Origin of the sequence: Streptomyces sp. NPDC050145, assembly GCF_044460245.1 — a bacterium.
Taxonomy (GTDB): Bacteria; Actinomycetota; Actinomycetes; order Streptomycetales; family Streptomycetaceae; genus Streptomyces.
In genome coordinates this window covers 30,670-46,342 of the sequence record NZ_JBITJS010000009.1, presented here as the reverse complement: position 1 = coordinate 46,342, position 15,673 = coordinate 30,670, and the positions used below count along the sequence as shown (strand labels likewise).

Genomic DNA, 15,673 nt, shown 5'->3' with positions numbered 1-15,673 from the left:
ACCCTATCGGTCGGTCAGGGCTCCAGTTCGCCGAGGAAGCGGCGGATCGCGTCGTACAGCACCTCGGGGTGTTCGAGGTGGACGTCGTGGCCGGCGCCGGGGACGCTCAGCGCCCGCGCGTGCGGTCGCGCCGCGAGCAGGGTGTCCGCCTCGCCGGGCGCGATGATGCCGTGCTGCCCGAGCACCACGAGCGTCGGACAGGCGACGGCCGACCACTCGGGCCAGAACGCCCGCTCGGCGATCTCCGCGAGGGACGCGACCATCACGTCGGCGTCGAACCGCGGCCACCAGCCGCCGTCCCGCTCCTCCAGCCCCCGCGCCCAGCCTTCGCCCACCGGGCCGCCGCCGAGGAACTCCACGGCGGCCGCCCGCGACGGGAAGGGCGTCGGCCAGGACTCCAGCCAGCCGCCGATCTCGGCCTGCACCCCGGCGTTCGGACCGCCCGCGCCCGCCTCGACGAGGACGAGCGCGTACGGTAGGTCCGGGTGCGCGGCGGCCGTGAGCAGCGCCGTGTGGCCGCCGAGCGACTGGCCCACCAGGACCGGCCGCTCCAGGCCCAGTTGCTCCACGACGGCGACGACGTCCGCGACGTACGCGGCCCGGCGGGTGTCCGCCGGGCGGCGCTCACTGGCCCCGTGCCCGCGCTGGTCGACGGCGACCACCCGGTGCCGGGGGCCGAGCGCGTCGGCGAGGGCGTCCCACTCGCCGGAGTGCCCGGCCAGGCCGTGCAGCAGCACGACGGGACGTCCGTCGCCGCCCCGGTCCCGGCACACCAGACGCACCCCGTCGCGCACGACGACGCGCTCCGTCCACGACCCGGCGTCCCCCATGCCGGCTCCCCTCTCGGCTCAGGCCTTCTTGACCACGCTCGACTTGAGCTGCATGGCCCCGAAGCCGTCGATCTTGCAGTCGATGTCGTGGCCGTCCACGGCGTCCGCGACCAGGCGGATGTTACGCACCTTCGTGCCGGCCTTGATCCCCGAGGGGCTGCCCTTGACCTTGAGGGCCTTGACGACGGTCACGGTGTCGCCGTCGGTGAGCACGTTGCCCACCGCGTCCTTGATGACGCTCTCGGCGTCACCGCCGCCGGACACGGCGTCGCCGGCGGCGGGGGACCACTCGTGGGCGCACTCGGGGCACACGAGCAGGGCGCCCATCTCGTAGGTGTAGGCACTGGAGCACTGGGGGCAGGGCGGAAGCGATTCAGTCACCGGAGGAGTGTAGGTAGGGAGTCGCGGAATTGCGAAATTATGCAATTCGTTAGATGGTGAAGCGGTCGTCTCGGCAGGCTCCCGCACTTCGGAAGGTGCGGGACGTTCGGGAAGTGTCGGAAGTCCGGGAAGCCGGGGAGGGTGTCAGGTGTCGGTTCCGCTGTACCAGGCCAAGGCCGAGTTCTTCCGGATGCTCGGTCACCCCGTGCGGATAAGGGTCCTCGAGCTCCTCCAGGACGGCCCGACACCGGTACGCGACCTGCTCGCCGCCATCGAGGTCGAGCCCGCCGCGCTGTCGCAGCAGCTCGCCGTGCTCCGCCGCTCCGGCATCGTCAGCTCCCGGCGCGAGGGCGCCACCGTCGTGTACGCGCTCGCCGGCGGCGACGTCGCCGACCTGATGCGGGCCGCCCGCCGGATCCTCACCGAGATGCTCGCGGGACAGGGCGAACTCCTGGCCGAGCTGCAGGAGTCCGAGGTCGGAACCCGATGAGCCCGACCCGTCGCGCCCGGTCCCTCGTGGGCCGGGTCACCGCCCTGCTGCCGAACCGCGCCGACCTGGCCGACGTGCGCCGCGATCCGCGCCGCGACCTGCTCGCCGGGCTCACCGTCGCCATCGTCGCGCTGCCCCTCGCCCTCGGCTTCGGCGTCTCCTCCGGCCTCGGCGCGGAGGCCGGCCTCGCCACCGCCGTCGTCGCCGGCGCGCTCGCCGCCGTCTTCGGCGGATCGAATCTGCAGGTGTCCGGGCCGACCGGCGCCATGACCGTCGTCCTCGTGCCGATCGCCGCCCGCTACGGGCCCGGCGGCGTGCTCACCGTCGGCCTCGTCGCCGGACTGCTGCTCGTCGCGCTCGCCCTGGCCCGCGCCGGCAAGTACATGAGCTACGTGCCCGCGCCCGTCGTCGAGGGCTTCACCCTCGGCATCGCCGGCGTGATCGCGCTCCAGCAGGTGCCGAACGCGCTGGGCGTCGCCAAACCCGAGGGCGACCGCGTCCTCGTCGTCACCTGGCGCGCCGTCGAGGAGTTCCTGAGCGCGCCGAACTGGACGGCCGTCGGGCTCGCCGCCGGCGTCGCCGTGATCATGCTCGTCGGCACCCGGCTGCGGCCCACCGTCCCCTTCTCCATCGTCGCCGTCATCGCCGCGACCCTCGTGGCCCAGCTCGCGCACCTCGACGCGGCCCCGCCCATCGGCGACCTGCCCTCCGGGCTGCCCGCGCCCTCGCTCGGCTTCCTCGACCTCGGCGCGCTCGGCACCCTGCTGCCCTCGGCGCTCGCCGTCGCCGCGCTCGCCGCCCTCGAGTCCCTGCTCTCCGCCTCCGTCGCCGACGGCATGACGGTCGGCCGGCGGCACGATCCCGACCGGGAGCTGTTCGGCCAGGGCCTCGCGAACATCGCCGCGCCCCTGTTCGGCGGCGTCCCCGCGACCGGCGCCATCGCCCGCACCGCCGTCAACGTCCGCACCGGCGCCGGATCACGGCTCGCCGCGCTCACCCACGCCGCCGTCCTCGCCGCGATCGTCTTCGCGGCCGCGCCCCTCGTCTCGAAGATCCCGCTCGCGGCGCTCGCCGGGGTGCTGCTCGCCACCGCGATCCGCATGGTCGAGGTCGGCTCCCTGCGCGCCATGGCCCGGGCCACCCGCTCCGACGCCGTGATCCTCGTCCTGACCGCCGTCGCCACCCTCGCCCTCGACCTCGTCTACGCCGTCCTCATCGGGCTCGCCGTCGCCGCACTGCTCGCCCTGCGCGCCATCGCGGGCCAGGCCCGGCTCGACGAGGTGCCGCTCGACCGGGGCGACCACAGCGCCGAGGAACACGCGCTGCTGGCCGAGCACATCGTGGCGTACCGCATCGACGGACCGCTGTTCTTCGCCGCCGCCCACCGCTTCCTGCTGGAACTCGCCGAGGTCGCCGACGTGCGCGTCGTCATCCTGCGCATGAGCCGCGTGACCACGATGGACGCGACCGGCGCGCTCGTCCTCAAGGACGCCGTCGAGAAACTCGGCCGGCGCGGCATCACCGTCCTCGCCTCCGGCATCCGGCCCGGCCACCGCCGCGTCCTGGAGTCCGTCGGCGCGCTGCCCCTGCTCCTGGGCGACGGCCACGAGTACGCCACGACGCCCGAGGCCATCGCCGCCGCCCGCGCCCACCTGGAGCACACCGGCGTCCTGCCCGCCCCGCGCGCGGCCGCCGTCGGCGAGGGGACGGTCCGATGAGCACCGGACAGGGCGCGACACCGCGCATGGTCGAGGTCTCCGGCGCGGAGGCCCTCTGGCTCCTCGAAGGCAGCAGCCGGGGACGCCTCGTCTACGTACGCCGGGACCAGGCCGTCGTCCGGCCCGCCCGGCACCTGTGGGGCACGGGACGACTTCTCGTGCGCGCGCCCGCCGCCGTCGGCGCCCTGCCCGGCGCCGTCTCGTACCACGTCGACGAGGTCGACGAGCGGACCGGCGAGGGCTGGACCGTCACCCTGACCGGGCCCGTCGACACGGTCACCGAACCCCACGAGGCCGCCCACTACCGGCGTGTCCTGCCCGGCTGGGCGCACGGACCGCACGACGCCGTGCTCCGCGTCCGCCCGCAGACCGTCACCGGATTCCGGCTCACCGCCCCCGGAGCCGCCCGGTGAACACGCCGAACCGGGGCATGCCGCTGCGGCACGCCCTCACCGTGCCCGCCGAGGGCTCCGCCGTACGCCTCGCCCGCGAGACCGCGCAGATGGTCCTCGCGGAATGGGGCGTCAACCCGGGCCACCCCGCCGTGGACCCCGCCCTGCTCATCCTCAGCGAGCTCGTCACCAACAGCGTCCGGCACGCCGCCGCGCTCGCGCCGACCGTCACGGTCGTCTTCGCGGGCGGCGCCGACTGCCTCGCGTTCGGCGTCCACGACCGGCACCCCGACCGGCCCTCGCTGCACGGGACCGCCGCCGGTTCACCCGACGGCGGACTGGGCACCGTCATGGAGCTGACCCATGGTCTGGGCGGCAGCGCCGTCGTCCGGGGCGACGCGGACGGCCAGGGCAAGAGCATCTGGATCACCCTGCCCCTGTGACGCGCGCACCGGGGCCCGCCGTCGCGGCGGCGTACGAAAGGCAGTGGACGAGGACGATGACCATCGAATGGCGTTACCGCATCGAGCAGGACCTGGGCATCCTCTCCGTGTCCGGGCACCTCGGCCCGGAGGCCGCCCACCGGTTCACCGGCGCGGTCGGCTGGGTCGTGGCACGCGGCACCGGGCCCGTCGTCGTCGACCTGACCGAACTGCGCGGCTGGTCCACCGAAGGGCAGCTGGCCATCGTCGCGGCCGCCCGCCGGCTCGCCGACAGCGGCCGGGCCATGGAGCTCGCGGCCATCCCGCCGGACGGTTCGCTCGTGCCGAGCGGAGACTGCCCCGCCATCCCCGTCCACTGCGACCTGCCCGCCGCGCTCGCCGCGCACGCCCCCCGCGGCGACGGCGCCGACGAGCCGCACGAGTGGCGCACCGAGGGCTGGGCCGGCTGACGCGCGCCCCGGCGGCCGGGGGGCCGGTCCACGAGGCCGCCGCGACGCGCGAAGATAGGCCCATGGTGACGATTTCTGGGCGCGGGGACCGTGGCAGCCGGGGGCGCCGGCGATGAGCACACCCCTGTACCAACTCAAGGCCGAGTTCTTCAAGACGCTGGGCCACCCGGCACGCATCCGGGTCCTCGAACTGCTGAGCGAGCGCGAACACGCGGTCGCCGAGATGCTCCCCGAGGTGGGCATCGAACCCGCCCACCTCTCCCAGCAGCTCGCGGTGCTGCGCCGGGCGAACCTCGTGGTGACCCGCAAGGAAGGCTCGAACGTCTACTACTCCCTGACCAGCCCGCACGTGGCCGAACTGCTCCGGGTCGCCCGCACCATCCTCTCCGGCGTCCTCAGCAACCAGGCCGAACTCCTCGCGGACCTGCGCTCCTCACCGGGCGAGCGCGGGCGTTCCGTCTAGCCGGGCGCGTCCGGTGCCGGCGGCTCAGGAGCGCTCGCCGAGCCGGGCCGCCACGGCCGCCAGCCGGTCCGTCGCGTGCGCCACCCCGAGCCCGTCCATGTAGTCGCGGACGTGCACGACCCTGCCGTCGCGGACCCGGATCACGAGCAGCCCGGGGAAGTCGAAGGACTTGCCGGTCGTGGTGAAGGTCCCTGAAACCACCTGCTCGACGACGATCACCTCCGGGTCGGTGCTCTCGTGCACGACGACCTCGCGGATCTCCCGCGGCTGCGCCGGGCTCGCCCCCCAGGCCGCCCGGTAGCCCGCGCGGACCTCTTCACGCCCCTGGAAGCGCTCGGGCAGGCCCGGGAAGAGGAACGGAAACTCGTGGACGGCGTCGACCTCGTACAGGTCGGCCAGGTCGTCCGCGGACTTGTCGAGCATGGCCCGGTGGTAGCGGGCCAGGACCTCGCGCGGGCCGAGACCGGCCGAGCTGGTGTGCGGCATGGCAGTGGGACTCCGTTCCATGGATGGGCGTTCAGTGAGCGGGGGCGTCGTCGGTGAACGCGCCCTCGATGAGAATCGGTACGACCGGGGCGGTGTCGGGTTCCGTGGCGATCTCCACGTCCTCGAGGAACCCGTAGCCGTACAGCTCGTGCGCGGACGGGCTGTCGGCGACCGCCGCGCGGACGTCGGGGGTGTGGAGGAAGGCGTCCCGGGTCCGGACCGCGGACGGGGCCGGGCGGAGGCCGTCGAGCGCGGCGATCGTGGCGCCAGCGCCGAGCAGATCCTCCTCGGCGAGCCGGAGCGTACCGTCGGCCGCGCGCTCGCCGGCCGCGATCACCGCGACCGGCCGCTCCGGCGTGCCGAGGCCCTCGGCGGTGAGCCGGCGGCCGACCGCCGACGCGTTGCGCAGACAGGACGCGACGACCAGGGTCCCGGGACCGGCGGCGGCCGCGATGGTCGAGCCGTTGGGGGACGGGAGCACCAGGCGCGGGGTGAACGGCGCGCGGCGCAGCGAGGCCGGGGACAGCGACCATGGCGTCCCGGCGCCGAGCGCGCTCCGCCCGACGGCCAGACGCGCCCCGACCTGCTCCGCGAACTCCGCCGCGCTCGCGTCCCGCCACCGGTAGGGGTACGCGCGTGTCCCCGCCGCCACGGCGACGGTCACCGCCGTCGTGAACGACAGCACGTCGACGACGACCAGGCAGGCGACACGCGGGGCGAGGCGGGCCGCGCCGTCCGGGCCCCACGCGAAGTACACGCCGTGCCCTGCCGGTTCGGCCTCAGCGGGCATGACGCGGGTGCTCGCGGGCCGTGCGCTCGTTGCCTCTGCGGTAGTTGCCCGTCCAGCGGGCCATCACCAGTTGCGCGTCACTGCTCTCGGCCTCCCGCACGAACCGCGCGGCGCGGTCCCCGCGCAGCACGGTCGCCGTGCGGTGGTGATGCGTGATGCGTACGGTGCCGTCGGCCCGTTCCTCGTACGCGAAACCCTGCGGTGCGGGCATGCCTCGGGACCCCCCTTGTCGCGGAGTTCCATGGTGCCGGGCCGGTGCGCGGGGCGCGAGCCGTTATCCGTGGTGCGGGGGCGAGGGGACGATGAGGGCGTCGACGGCCAGGGCGCCTGCCGGTGACACCCGCACCGGGTTGAGCTCGATCTCGGCGAGGCCGGGGCGGGTCGCGAGCAGCCGGGAGAGCGTCACGATCACCCCGGCGAGCGCCGTGACGTCGAGCGGCGGGGCGCCGCGCCACCCGTCGAGCAGCGGGCGCAGGCGCAGCCGCCGCAGCATCGCCCGCGCCGTCGCCGGCGTGCACGGACCCAGTTCGAGCGCCAGATCCGGGTCGAGCTCGGCCCGGACCCCGCCCGCGCCGACCACCACGACCGGCCCGAACGACGGGTCCCTGCGCGCGGCCACGAGCAGCTCCACCACCCCGGGGCGCCGGTCCATCTCCTCCACGACGAACCGGTGCGGGCCCAGCCGGTCCACCATCTCGGCGTGGGCGGCGGCGAGTTCGGCCGCATCGCTCAGCCCGGTGACGACACCGCCGTGCTCCGTCTTGTGCTCCAGCCAGTCCGCCTTGAGGACGAGGGGCGGGGCGAGACCGGCGACGAGCGGACGGGGGTCCGTGGTCCCCGGCGGCAGGGCGACGGCCCGGGGGAAGGGCACCCCGGCGCCGTCGAGCAGGCGGCGCGCCGCCCAGTACCCGCCGCCGACGACGTCCGTGCCCGGACCCACGCGCGGATCGCGGGCCGCGCCGGTGCCGGCATCTGTGTCTGGGCTCGGGTCCGCGTCCACGCCCGACGATTCAGGAAGCGGCGCCCGACGCAGCGGCGGTGCGGCCAGGCGCCGTGCCGTCGCCACCGCCCGCAGCGCCCCCTCGACGTCTCGGTACGTGGGCACGCCGGCGGCCTGCAACTCCTCGATGGTGAGCGTGCGTTCGGCCATCGAGTGCACCACCACCGGAACCCCGTGCCCGGCCGCCGCGGCGCCGAGCTCGCGGGCGGAGGCGGACTCCGCCGGCTGCTGCGCGGGGATGTCCCGGCCGTAGCTGCCGAAGTAGCCGCTGAGCACGACGGCGTCCGCGACACCGGCCGCGGCGGTCGCCGCCACGGTGCCGGCGTACGTGGTGAGGTCCTGCTCTCCCGCGCCCGCGAGGTCCACGGGGTTGGCGACGGCGGCTTGCGGCGGCAGGCGCCGGGCCAGGTCGTCCCGTAGGGCCGGAGGGAAGAGGGTCACTTCGAGACCGAGCCGGGACGCCGTGTCCGCAGCGACCGCGGCCTGACCGCCGCTGTCCGCCACGATCGCCACGCGCGGACCGCGCACCGGCCCGGAGCGGATCAACAGCTGGGCCGTGTCCGCCAGTTGGGCCGGGGTGTCGACCCGGACCGCGCCCACCGCGCGGCACGCCGCGTCCACGACGTCGACGCCGGAGGTCATCGAGCCGGTGTGGGACAGGGCCGTGCGCCGCGCGGCTCCGCTGGCGCCCACGGTGAGGACGAGGACCGGCTTGCCGGCGCGCCGCAGCCGGTCGAGCGTGCCGAGCAGCCGCTCGCCGTCGCCGAAGCTCTCCAGGTAGAGGGCGACCACCCGCGTGGCGTCGTGGTCGACGAGGTCGTCGAGGACCTCCGCCGCCGTCACGTCGAGCTGGCTGCCGACGGACACGAACCGGGACACACCGATCCGCGCCGACGCCGCCGCCCCGGCGATCTCCAGGCCCAACTGACCGCTCTGCGACACCACCGCGAGGCCGCCGGGAGTGAACGAGCCCCAGGCCAGGCAGAGTTCGGCCGCCGCGTCGTACACGCCCAGACAGTTCGGCCCGAGCAGCCGCGTCGTGTGCCGGGCCGCGACGGTCGCCGCCAGGGCCGCCTCGTCCGGGACGCCCGCGGTGATCGCGAGCAGGCCCGGCACCCCGAGGGCGGTCGCCCGCTCGACCCCGGCGGCCAGCGCCGCCGCCGGGACCGCGAAGGCGACCAGGTCGGGCACCTCGGGCAGCGCGTCCAGACCGCGGTGACAGGGGAGGCCGAGCACCTCGCCGCCCCGCGCGTTCACCAGGTGCACCCGCCGCCGGTGCCGGCCCGCGAGCGCACCGCGGGCCAGCCAGTGCCCCCACTTCTCGGGCCGCTCGCTCGCCCCCACGACCGCCACGGAGCGCGGATCGCGGAACACCCCGAGGCCGCTCACGACTTCGCGAGGGCGCGGGAGACGATGAGCCGCTGGATGTCCGAGGTGCCCTCCTCGATCTCCTCCAGCTTGGCGTCCCGCATCCACTTCTCGGCCAGGTACTCCTGCGCGTACCCCCAGCCGCCCAGTGTCTGCACCGCCGCCCATGTGGCGAACATCGCGCTCTCCGAGCCGACGAGCTTCGCCGTCGCCGCCTCGACGGTCACCCGCTGACCGGCGTCGAAGAGCCGCGCCGCCCGCATCGTCGCCAGATGCGCGCCGTCCGTGCGCACCGCCATGTCCGCGAGCCGGAACGCGACGGCCTGATGCTCGATGATCGGCACCCCGAACTGCTCCCGCTCCCGCGCGTACCCCACGGCCAGGTCGAGCGCGGCCCGGCACAGGCCCGTGCAGGACGCGCCGATCAGGACGCGGGAGGCGTCGAAGGTGCGCATCAGGCCCGAGAAGCCCTCGCCCTCCGCGCCGAGCCGGTCCGCGACCGGCACCACGACCTCGTCGAGGAACACCTCGGCGTTGACGATCGCCCGCTGCCCCATCTTGCGCATCGGCTTCCCCACGGTGACCCCGGGTGCGTCCCGCTCCACGACGAACGCCGTCACGCCACGGGACCGCAGCGCCGGGTCGACCGTCGCGAACACCACGAACCGCTGTGCGTAAGGGGCGTTGGAGATCCACGTCTTCTGCCCGCTGAGCACGTAGTGGTCGTCCTTGCGGACGGCCCGGGTGCGGATGCCCGCCGCGTCCGAGCCGCGGTCGGGCTCGGTGACGGCGAGCGCGGTGAGCGGCGGCGCGTCCGTCGTCAGCGGGCGCAGCCAGCGCTCCTTCTGCTCCTCGGTGCCCAGTTCGAGGACCGGGGCGGCGAAGAACCCGCTGGAGGTCAGGAGGTTGCCGATGCCGATGTCGCCGTGGCACAGCTCCTGCTGGACGAGCGCCTGCGTCACCAGATCGGTGACGCCGCCGCCTCCGTACGCCGCGGGGATCATGAAGGAACTCAGGCCGGTCTCCGCGGCCTTCGCCCACAGGTCGAGCGGGGAGACGGTCTGCGCGTCGTCCACCTCGCGGGCCCGCGGCCGGATCTCGGCGGCGGCGAAATCGCGGGCGAGCCGCACCAGATCGCGCTGTTCGGGGGAGAGTTCGGGTGCGTCACGGACGGTGTAGGGCATGGTGCGGCTCCCTGGTCGAGAGAAGGCGGAAGAGGGGGCGTCGGAGGTCAGTTGGGGACGGCCGGCTGCGCGGCTTCCCTTTCCTGCTCCGGGACCGGTGCCCCGGCCTCGAGGGCGAAGAATCCGGGGGAGATCCGCGCGTAGGCCCCCATCAGGAGCAGGCCGAGCAGCAGGGTGCCCGCGCCGATGACGAAGACGCCGCCGATGTGCCAGTGCGGGGGCACGGGCAGGGTCCACGACGTGTAACTGTTCACCGGGTCCCAGTCGTTCTTCAGGCTCCACACCCCGGCCGCGACGAGCATCAGGCCGCCGAGCCCGGGCAGCACGAGCCGCAGCCACAGATCGCCCGGGCCGGAGCGCCACCGGTCCCGGTGCGCCCAGGCGGAGGTGAGGCCGGTGAGCCCGTAGTAGAAGGCGATCATGAGGCCGCAGGAGGAGACGGCGTCGCCGATGACCAGGCCGTCGCTGAGGAAGTTCATGACGACGTAGGCCAGCGCGCCCGCGACGCCGGTCGCCAGCGTGGCGACCTGCGGGATCCGGTAGCGCGGGTGCACCCGGGCGAAGGCGCGCGGCGCGGCCCCGCGGTCGCCCATGGCGAGCAGCGTGCGGCCGAGCGCGAGCACGGTCGTCTCGGTGGAGGCGGCGGCCGAGGACAGCACCATCAGGACGAGCAGGTGCCACAGGAGCGAGCCGAGGCCGCTGTCGCCGAAGACGGAGTGGCCGATCGCCGAGAACACGTCGCCGAAGTTGTCCGGGTTGCCGAGCCCGATGCCGGTCGTGCCGGTCCCGGCGAACGCCAGCGTCGCGACGGTCGCCACGAGATAGAGCCCGAGCAGCATGACCGTGGAGGCGATCGCGGCGCGGCCGGGCGTGCGGTGCCGGTCCGCGGTCTCCTCGTTGACGGTGACGGCGGTCTCCCAGCCCCAGTAGATGAACAGCATGAGGACGAGGCCGCTCACGAAGGCGCTGGGGGAGGCGATCTCGAACGGGTTGAGCCAGGACAGGCTGGGCCGGTGCGCGCCGGGTCCCGCGTGGCCGCCGTAGACGCGGACGAGCGCCACGACGGAGAAGGCGGCGAGCATGCCGAACTCGAGGAAGAGCAGGACCCGTTGGACGGCCGCCGCGACCTCGATGCCGCGGTAGCACACGGCCGTCATCAGGCCGATCCAGCCGAGGCCCACGAGCAGCACCCAGGGGCTCGACGCGTCGGCGCCGATGCCGCGGGCGCCGAAGAGAATGAACACGTACTGGCCGGCGACCTGCGCGAGGCTCGCCATCACCAGGACGAACGAGCTGATGATCGCCCAGCCGCCGAAGAAGCCGACGCGCGGGCCGAGCACGCGCGTGGCCCAGGTGAAGATCGTCCCGCAGTCGGGCTCCTGGCGGTTGAGCGCCGCGTAGCCGAAGGAGACGAACAGGATCGGCACGAAGGCCAGGAGCACGATGGACGGGGCCTGGAAGCCGACGAACGCGACGATGAACGCGAGGGTCGCGGCGAGGCTGTACGCGGGGGCGGCCGAGGCCACCGAGAGGATGAGGCTCGCGGTCATGCCGAGCGCGCCGGCCCGCAGGCCGCGGCCCGACGACGAGTTCGTCGTGGGCGGAGTGGTTGCCATGGTCGAACCCCCTGTCCGGGGTAGATGTCCGGGTGGCTTGCGCGGTGTGTCTCCGGAGTGCGCTTCGCACGTACACATCGCAAGACTGATGCGTGGGTCAATGATGCTGAAGCGGCCGGGCCTGTCAAGGCTTCCGGACAAGCTCCATCGCAACGATTGACGGAACGTTCAGTCTTGCTCCATGCTCGGTCGGCATGTGGGAACAGAGCGAATGGGACCTGGTCGAGACCGAGGTCGTCGTCGTGGGCGGCGGCTACGCGGGACTCGCCGCCGCCCTCCAACTGCACGACCAGGGCGTGGACTTCGTCCTCGTCGAAGCCTCCGGCCGGGTCGGCGGCCGCGTCCTCACCGAGACCCGGGGCGGCGGCGCCACCGGGGGTGCGGAGGTCACCGTCGATCACGGCGGTCAGTGGGTCGGCCCGACCCAGACCCGGCTGCGCGCCCTCGCCGACCGGTTCGGCTGCGCCACCTTCCCGACCTGGGAGACCGGAAAGCACATCGAGGTGTGGCACGACGGCACCGGAGTGCCCTACCTGGGCGCGGCCCCCGCCGACGGCCCCGGCATCGCCGACTACCAACGCGTCACCGAGCTCCTCGACGCGCTCGCCCTGACCGTCGACACGGCCGCACCCTGGCGCACGCCCCGCTGCGCCGAATGGGACGCGCAGACCGCCGAGTCGTTCTTCCGCGCGCAGACCGCCGACCCCGACGCCCTGCGCCGGCTCGCCCTCGCCGTCCAGGGCGTGTGGTGCGCGGAACCGTACGAGATCTCCCTGTTCCACGTGCTCTTCTACATCGCCGCCGCCGGGGGCTACGAGCAGCTGATGGAGACCCGCGACTGCGCCCAGGACAGCCGCTTCGTCACCGGCGCGGCGGGACCCGCCCGCGCCGTCGCCGAACTGCTCGGCGACCGCGTCCGGCTCGGCGCCCGCGCCCTGTCCGTCGAGCACGACGCGGACGGCGTACGCGTCCACACCGCCGGCACCGTCTACGAGGCCCGCCGCGCCGTCCTCGCCCTGCCGCCCCCAGCCGTCCGCACCCTGCGCTTCACCCCCGAACTCCCCGCGGCCCGCGACGGCTGGCTCGCCCACAGCCCCATGGGCCGCGTCGCCAAGATCCACGCCGTGTACGAGACACCCTTCTGGCGCGACGCGGGCCTGTCCGGCATCGCCACGCTCTACGGCGACGGGCCGCTCGGCGTCGTGTTCGACAACTCCCCGCACGACGCGGCGCGCGGCGTCCTCGTCGGCTTCGTCTACGGCGACCGCCTCTCCGCCTGGAGCGACCTCGACGCCGCGGCCCGCCGCGCCGCCGCCCTCACGAGCCTCGGCTCCGTCGTCGGCTCGCGGGCCGCACGGCCGCTCGACTACACGGAGAAGATCTGGTCCGAGGACCCGTACGCCCGCGGCGGGTACGAGGCGTACGTGACGCCCGGCGGCTGGACCGGGTACGGGCGCACCGGCTGGCGCTCCGTCACCGGAACGCTGCATTGGGCCGGAACGGAGACGGCTAGTGTGTGGAACGGCTACATCGACGGCGCCCTGTCGTCGGGCCGGCGCGCCGCCGACGAGGTCGTGGCCGCACTCCAGGCACCTGCGGCGGAAGGCTGAACGGACCCAGCGCGATGACGTCGATCCAGGACCGGGCCCGTGAGGTGGTCCTCGCAGCCCCCATGAGCCAGCGGGAGTTCGCCGACCGGGTCGGCATGGACCCGACCGCGCTCTCCAAGGCGCTGCGCGGCACGCGCCGGCTGCGGGACGCCGAGATCGCCGCCATCGCGCAGGTCGGCAAGGTCTCCCAGCGCTATCTGCGCACCGGGGAGGGGAAGCCGCCCGTGCCGCCCGGCGGGGGAGCGGGCGCACCGGCCGCGCGCCGCAGGGCCGACGCCGTCGAGCCCGACGTGCGTCGCGCGCAGATCCTGGAGGCGACCGCCCGGCTCATCGCGCGGCGCGGCTTCCACAAGGTCCGGGTCGCCGACATCGCCCGCGCCTGCGGCACCAGCACCGGCACCGTGCACTACCACTTCCCGACGAAGGACGCGGCGCTGCGGGCCGCCCTCGTCTTCTACGCGGACCGCTTCCACACCCGCCTTGAGGCCGAGTTCGAGACGGCCGGCAGCACCGTCGAGAAGCTGCGGCGCCTCATCGACGTACAGCTCACGACGACCGACGAGGACATCGACGAGTGGTCGGTGTGGGTCCAGTCCTGGAACGAGGCGATCCTGGACCCGACCCTGCGGGCCGGTCAGCGGGACGTGTACGTGCGCTGGCGCCGGATCGTCGTCGACCTCGTCCGCACCTGCCAGGCGGAGGGCATGGCGCGGGGCGCGGACGCCGATGCGCTGGCCGCCCGTTTCACCGGCCTGGTCGACGGCCTCGCCATCCAAGTACTCGCCGGTACGGGCGACATGGACGCGGCCCGCATGCGCGAACTCCTCCTGGACGCCTTCGAACCGCACATCACGCTGCGCTGAGCCGGCCCGCGCGTCAGCCCTTCTCCGGGCGGCCGCCCAGGTGTTCCGTCTCGCCGCCGAACGGCAGCACCAGCACCCGGTGCGCGAGCAGCCACTTCCCGTCGACCCGGCGGAACCGGTCCTCGTAGTGCCCGACGTTCGACGGCAGCCGGGTCGGCACCATCGTGCCCTCCGTGTACCCGTCGACGCGGTACGTCGCGAAGTACGTGGTCGCCGACGCGGAGTCGGGGGAGTCGACGGTCACCAGGACGTTCGTGCACAGGCGCCGCGAGAGCCGGTCGGCGGGGCGGCCGCCGAAGTAGGCCCGCAGCGCCTCCCGCCCCGCGACGCGCCGTCCGTCGTAGGGCCACTCCCACACGCCGTCCTCGGTGAACAGCTCGGCGACGGTGGACGGTTCGCCGAGATCGAGACGGCGTACGAGATCGAGCACGAGGCGCTCGCAGGCGCGCTCGGCGAGCAGTCGGGTCAGGGGATCGAGTGCGTCGGTACCGGATGCTGTCGAGTCGGGCATGATCCTTTCCTATCAGCTCCTATCAGCCTGTCGTGCACGGGAGTTGAGGGGTCCCGGACCCCGCGAACCCCTGACGCTCTCGCCTACCGGGCGGTAATGTTCGGGCCCGGTCGCAACCAGGGGGAGTGGTATGGACACGGTCACGCGTTTCGATCCCGTCGCCGAGCACGAGCGGACCCGCGCGGCGCTGACCGGGGTGCTCGCCCGCGTGGTCGCCGCCGTGCGGGACGCGCCCGACCGGGACGCCGCCTCCGGCCTGCCGGGCTGGACCGTCGGCGACGTCGGCGCGCATCTCGCGGCGGTGTACCTGGCCTGCGGCGCCGCGTTCACCGGCGAGGAGATCCCCTGGAACGCCGTGCTGCCTGGCGACGAACCCGGCGACGCCCCGCTCGTCGACCGCATCACCGCACTGAACGCCCGGGCCGTCGCGCTCCTCGACCCCGCCGAGCGGGACGGCCTCGCCGACCTGCTGGCGCGCCGCGGCGCCGACTTCCTGCGCGCCACCGAGGGCCTCGCCCCGGACACCCCGGTCGCCGCGCCCTGGTACGGGGAGGGCGTCACGTTCCCGCTCTCGGCCGTCACCGGTCTGATGCTCAGCGAGAGCCTCGTGCACGGGCTCGACCTCACGCGCGGCACCGGCGCCCGGTGGCCGATCGCCCCGCACGAAGCCGCACTCGTGCTCGGCCAGTTCATGCCGACGGTGATGCCGATGACGGTGGACGCGGCGAAGGCGCGCGGCGTGCGCATCGCCTTCGACCTCGCGCTCAAGGGCGGCCCCCGGCTCGCCGTAGTCGTCGACGACGGCAGCGCGACCGTCGTCCGGGACGCGCCGCCGCGCCGCTACGACTGCCGGATCACGGCCGACCCCGTCATGTTCCTGCTCGTCTCGTTCCGACGCGTCCCGATCTGGAAGGCGGTGGCCACCGGCCGCATGCGAGCGGGCGGCCGCCGCCCCTGGCTGGCCACCCGCCTCGGCGACCTGATCGGCACGCCGTAGGGCGAACCCGCACGGGCGCTCCCACGCGCGTCCTGATCCGACCGGGCGGGCGCGGGGCGAGCCACCCCGGACGGACGCCGAC

The 15,673-nt window shown here is 74.5% G+C and carries 18 protein-coding genes; 9 read left to right on the top strand and 9 right to left on the bottom strand.

All coding sequences use genetic code 11. The features are described from left to right. Positions 1 to 14: 14 nt before the first annotated feature. Both ACIBTU_RS19110 and ACIBTU_RS19105 read right to left on the bottom strand, forming a co-directional pair. On the bottom strand, positions 15 to 830 hold the full coding sequence (locus ACIBTU_RS19110; protein ID WP_399127432.1) for an alpha/beta hydrolase: 816 nt from the start codon (positions 828 to 830) through the stop codon (positions 15 to 17). Positions 831 to 848: 18 nt separating this feature from the next. After that, positions 849 to 1,211: a zinc ribbon domain-containing protein YjdM gene (locus ACIBTU_RS19105; protein ID WP_399127431.1), complete on the bottom strand. Its 363-nt coding sequence runs from the start codon at positions 1,209 to 1,211 to the stop codon at positions 849 to 851. A 148-nt stretch (positions 1,212 to 1,359) separates the two neighbouring features. On the opposite strand from ACIBTU_RS19105, the gene ACIBTU_RS19100 reads away from it, so the two are divergent. From ACIBTU_RS19100 to ACIBTU_RS19075, 6 genes are all read left to right on the top strand, one after another. Then, positions 1,360 to 1,701 carry a metalloregulator ArsR/SmtB family transcription factor gene (locus ACIBTU_RS19100; protein ID WP_188340635.1) on the top strand — a complete coding sequence of 114 codons (342 nt, stop codon included), beginning with the start codon at positions 1,360 to 1,362 and terminating at the stop codon, positions 1,699 to 1,701. Next, positions 1,698 to 3,419 carry a SulP family inorganic anion transporter gene (locus ACIBTU_RS19095; RefSeq protein WP_399127430.1) on the top strand — a complete coding sequence of 574 codons (1,722 nt, stop codon included), beginning with the start codon at positions 1,698 to 1,700 and terminating at the stop codon, positions 3,417 to 3,419. The genes ACIBTU_RS19100 and ACIBTU_RS19095 overlap by 4 nt, the downstream gene beginning before the upstream one ends. Further along, positions 3,416 to 3,832 carry a pyridoxamine 5'-phosphate oxidase family protein gene (locus ACIBTU_RS19090; RefSeq protein ID WP_399127429.1) on the top strand — a complete coding sequence of 139 codons (417 nt, stop codon included), beginning with the start codon at positions 3,416 to 3,418 and terminating at the stop codon, positions 3,830 to 3,832. The genes ACIBTU_RS19095 and ACIBTU_RS19090 overlap by 4 nt, the downstream gene beginning before the upstream one ends. Positions 3,833 to 3,849: 17 nt before the next feature. Then, positions 3,850 to 4,254 carry an ATP-binding protein gene (locus ACIBTU_RS19085; RefSeq protein WP_399127719.1) on the top strand — a complete coding sequence of 135 codons (405 nt, stop codon included), beginning with the start codon at positions 3,850 to 3,852 and terminating at the stop codon, positions 4,252 to 4,254. 56 nt (positions 4,255 to 4,310) lie between these two features. Further along, complete coding sequence (locus tag ACIBTU_RS19080; RefSeq protein ID WP_399127718.1) at positions 4,311 to 4,703, top strand: STAS domain-containing protein; 393 nt, start codon at positions 4,311 to 4,313, stop codon at positions 4,701 to 4,703. 112 nt (positions 4,704 to 4,815) lie between these two features. Continuing rightward, positions 4,816 to 5,166 carry an ArsR/SmtB family transcription factor gene (locus ACIBTU_RS19075; protein ID WP_399127428.1) on the top strand — a complete coding sequence of 117 codons (351 nt, stop codon included), beginning with the start codon at positions 4,816 to 4,818 and terminating at the stop codon, positions 5,164 to 5,166. 24 nt (positions 5,167 to 5,190) lie between these two features. Here the strand turns inward: ACIBTU_RS19075 and ACIBTU_RS19070 are convergent, their stop codons facing one another. From ACIBTU_RS19070 to ACIBTU_RS19045, 6 genes are all read right to left on the bottom strand, one after another. Next, a complete protein-coding gene (locus ACIBTU_RS19070; protein WP_399127427.1) occupies positions 5,191 to 5,652 on the bottom strand; it encodes a nuclear transport factor 2 family protein in 462 nt (153 codons plus the stop codon). Positions 5,653 to 5,683: 31 nt separating this feature from the next. Next, entirely contained in the window at positions 5,684 to 6,442 is a 759-nt protein-coding gene (locus tag ACIBTU_RS19065) for a 2-phosphosulfolactate phosphatase (RefSeq protein ID WP_399127426.1), read from the bottom strand. After that, the gene (locus ACIBTU_RS19060; RefSeq protein WP_399127425.1) at positions 6,432 to 6,653 is read right to left on the bottom strand and encodes a hypothetical protein; all 222 of its coding nucleotides are present in this window, start codon (positions 6,651 to 6,653) and stop codon (positions 6,432 to 6,434) included. Before ACIBTU_RS19060 ends, ACIBTU_RS19065 begins: the two co-directional genes overlap by 11 nt. A gap of 63 nt (positions 6,654 to 6,716) precedes the next feature. Further along, positions 6,717 to 8,831, bottom strand: a complete 2,115-nt coding sequence (locus ACIBTU_RS19055) for an acetate--CoA ligase family protein (RefSeq protein WP_399127424.1) — start codon at positions 8,829 to 8,831, stop codon at positions 6,717 to 6,719. Continuing rightward, entirely contained in the window at positions 8,828 to 9,994 is a 1,167-nt protein-coding gene (locus tag ACIBTU_RS19050) for an acyl-CoA dehydrogenase family protein (protein ID WP_399127423.1), read from the bottom strand. Before ACIBTU_RS19050 ends, ACIBTU_RS19055 begins: the two co-directional genes overlap by 4 nt. A 47-nt stretch (positions 9,995 to 10,041) precedes the next feature. Continuing rightward, complete coding sequence (locus tag ACIBTU_RS19045; protein WP_399127422.1) at positions 10,042 to 11,610, bottom strand: APC family permease; 1,569 nt, start codon at positions 11,608 to 11,610, stop codon at positions 10,042 to 10,044. Positions 11,611 to 11,804: 194 nt separating this feature from the next. Here ACIBTU_RS19045 and ACIBTU_RS19040 point away from each other — a divergent pair, with 194 nt between their 5' ends. Beyond that, the gene (locus tag ACIBTU_RS19040) at positions 11,805 to 13,220 is read left to right on the top strand and encodes a flavin monoamine oxidase family protein (protein WP_399127421.1); all 1,416 of its coding nucleotides are present in this window, start codon (positions 11,805 to 11,807) and stop codon (positions 13,218 to 13,220) included. Between the two features lie 14 nt (positions 13,221 to 13,234). Continuing rightward, the gene (locus ACIBTU_RS19035) at positions 13,235 to 14,083 is read left to right on the top strand and encodes a TetR family transcriptional regulator C-terminal domain-containing protein (RefSeq protein WP_399127420.1); all 849 of its coding nucleotides are present in this window, start codon (positions 13,235 to 13,237) and stop codon (positions 14,081 to 14,083) included. Between the two features lie 13 nt (positions 14,084 to 14,096). Here ACIBTU_RS19035 and ACIBTU_RS19030 read toward each other — a convergent pair whose 3' ends face one another. Continuing rightward, a complete protein-coding gene (locus ACIBTU_RS19030; RefSeq protein WP_399127419.1) occupies positions 14,097 to 14,594 on the bottom strand; it encodes a nuclear transport factor 2 family protein in 498 nt (165 codons plus the stop codon). Between the two features lie 130 nt (positions 14,595 to 14,724). Here ACIBTU_RS19030 and ACIBTU_RS19025 point away from each other — a divergent pair, with 130 nt between their 5' ends. Further along, entirely contained in the window at positions 14,725 to 15,591 is an 867-nt protein-coding gene (locus tag ACIBTU_RS19025) for a maleylpyruvate isomerase N-terminal domain-containing protein (RefSeq protein WP_399127418.1), read from the top strand. The last annotated feature ends 82 nt before the right edge of the window (positions 15,592 to 15,673 follow it).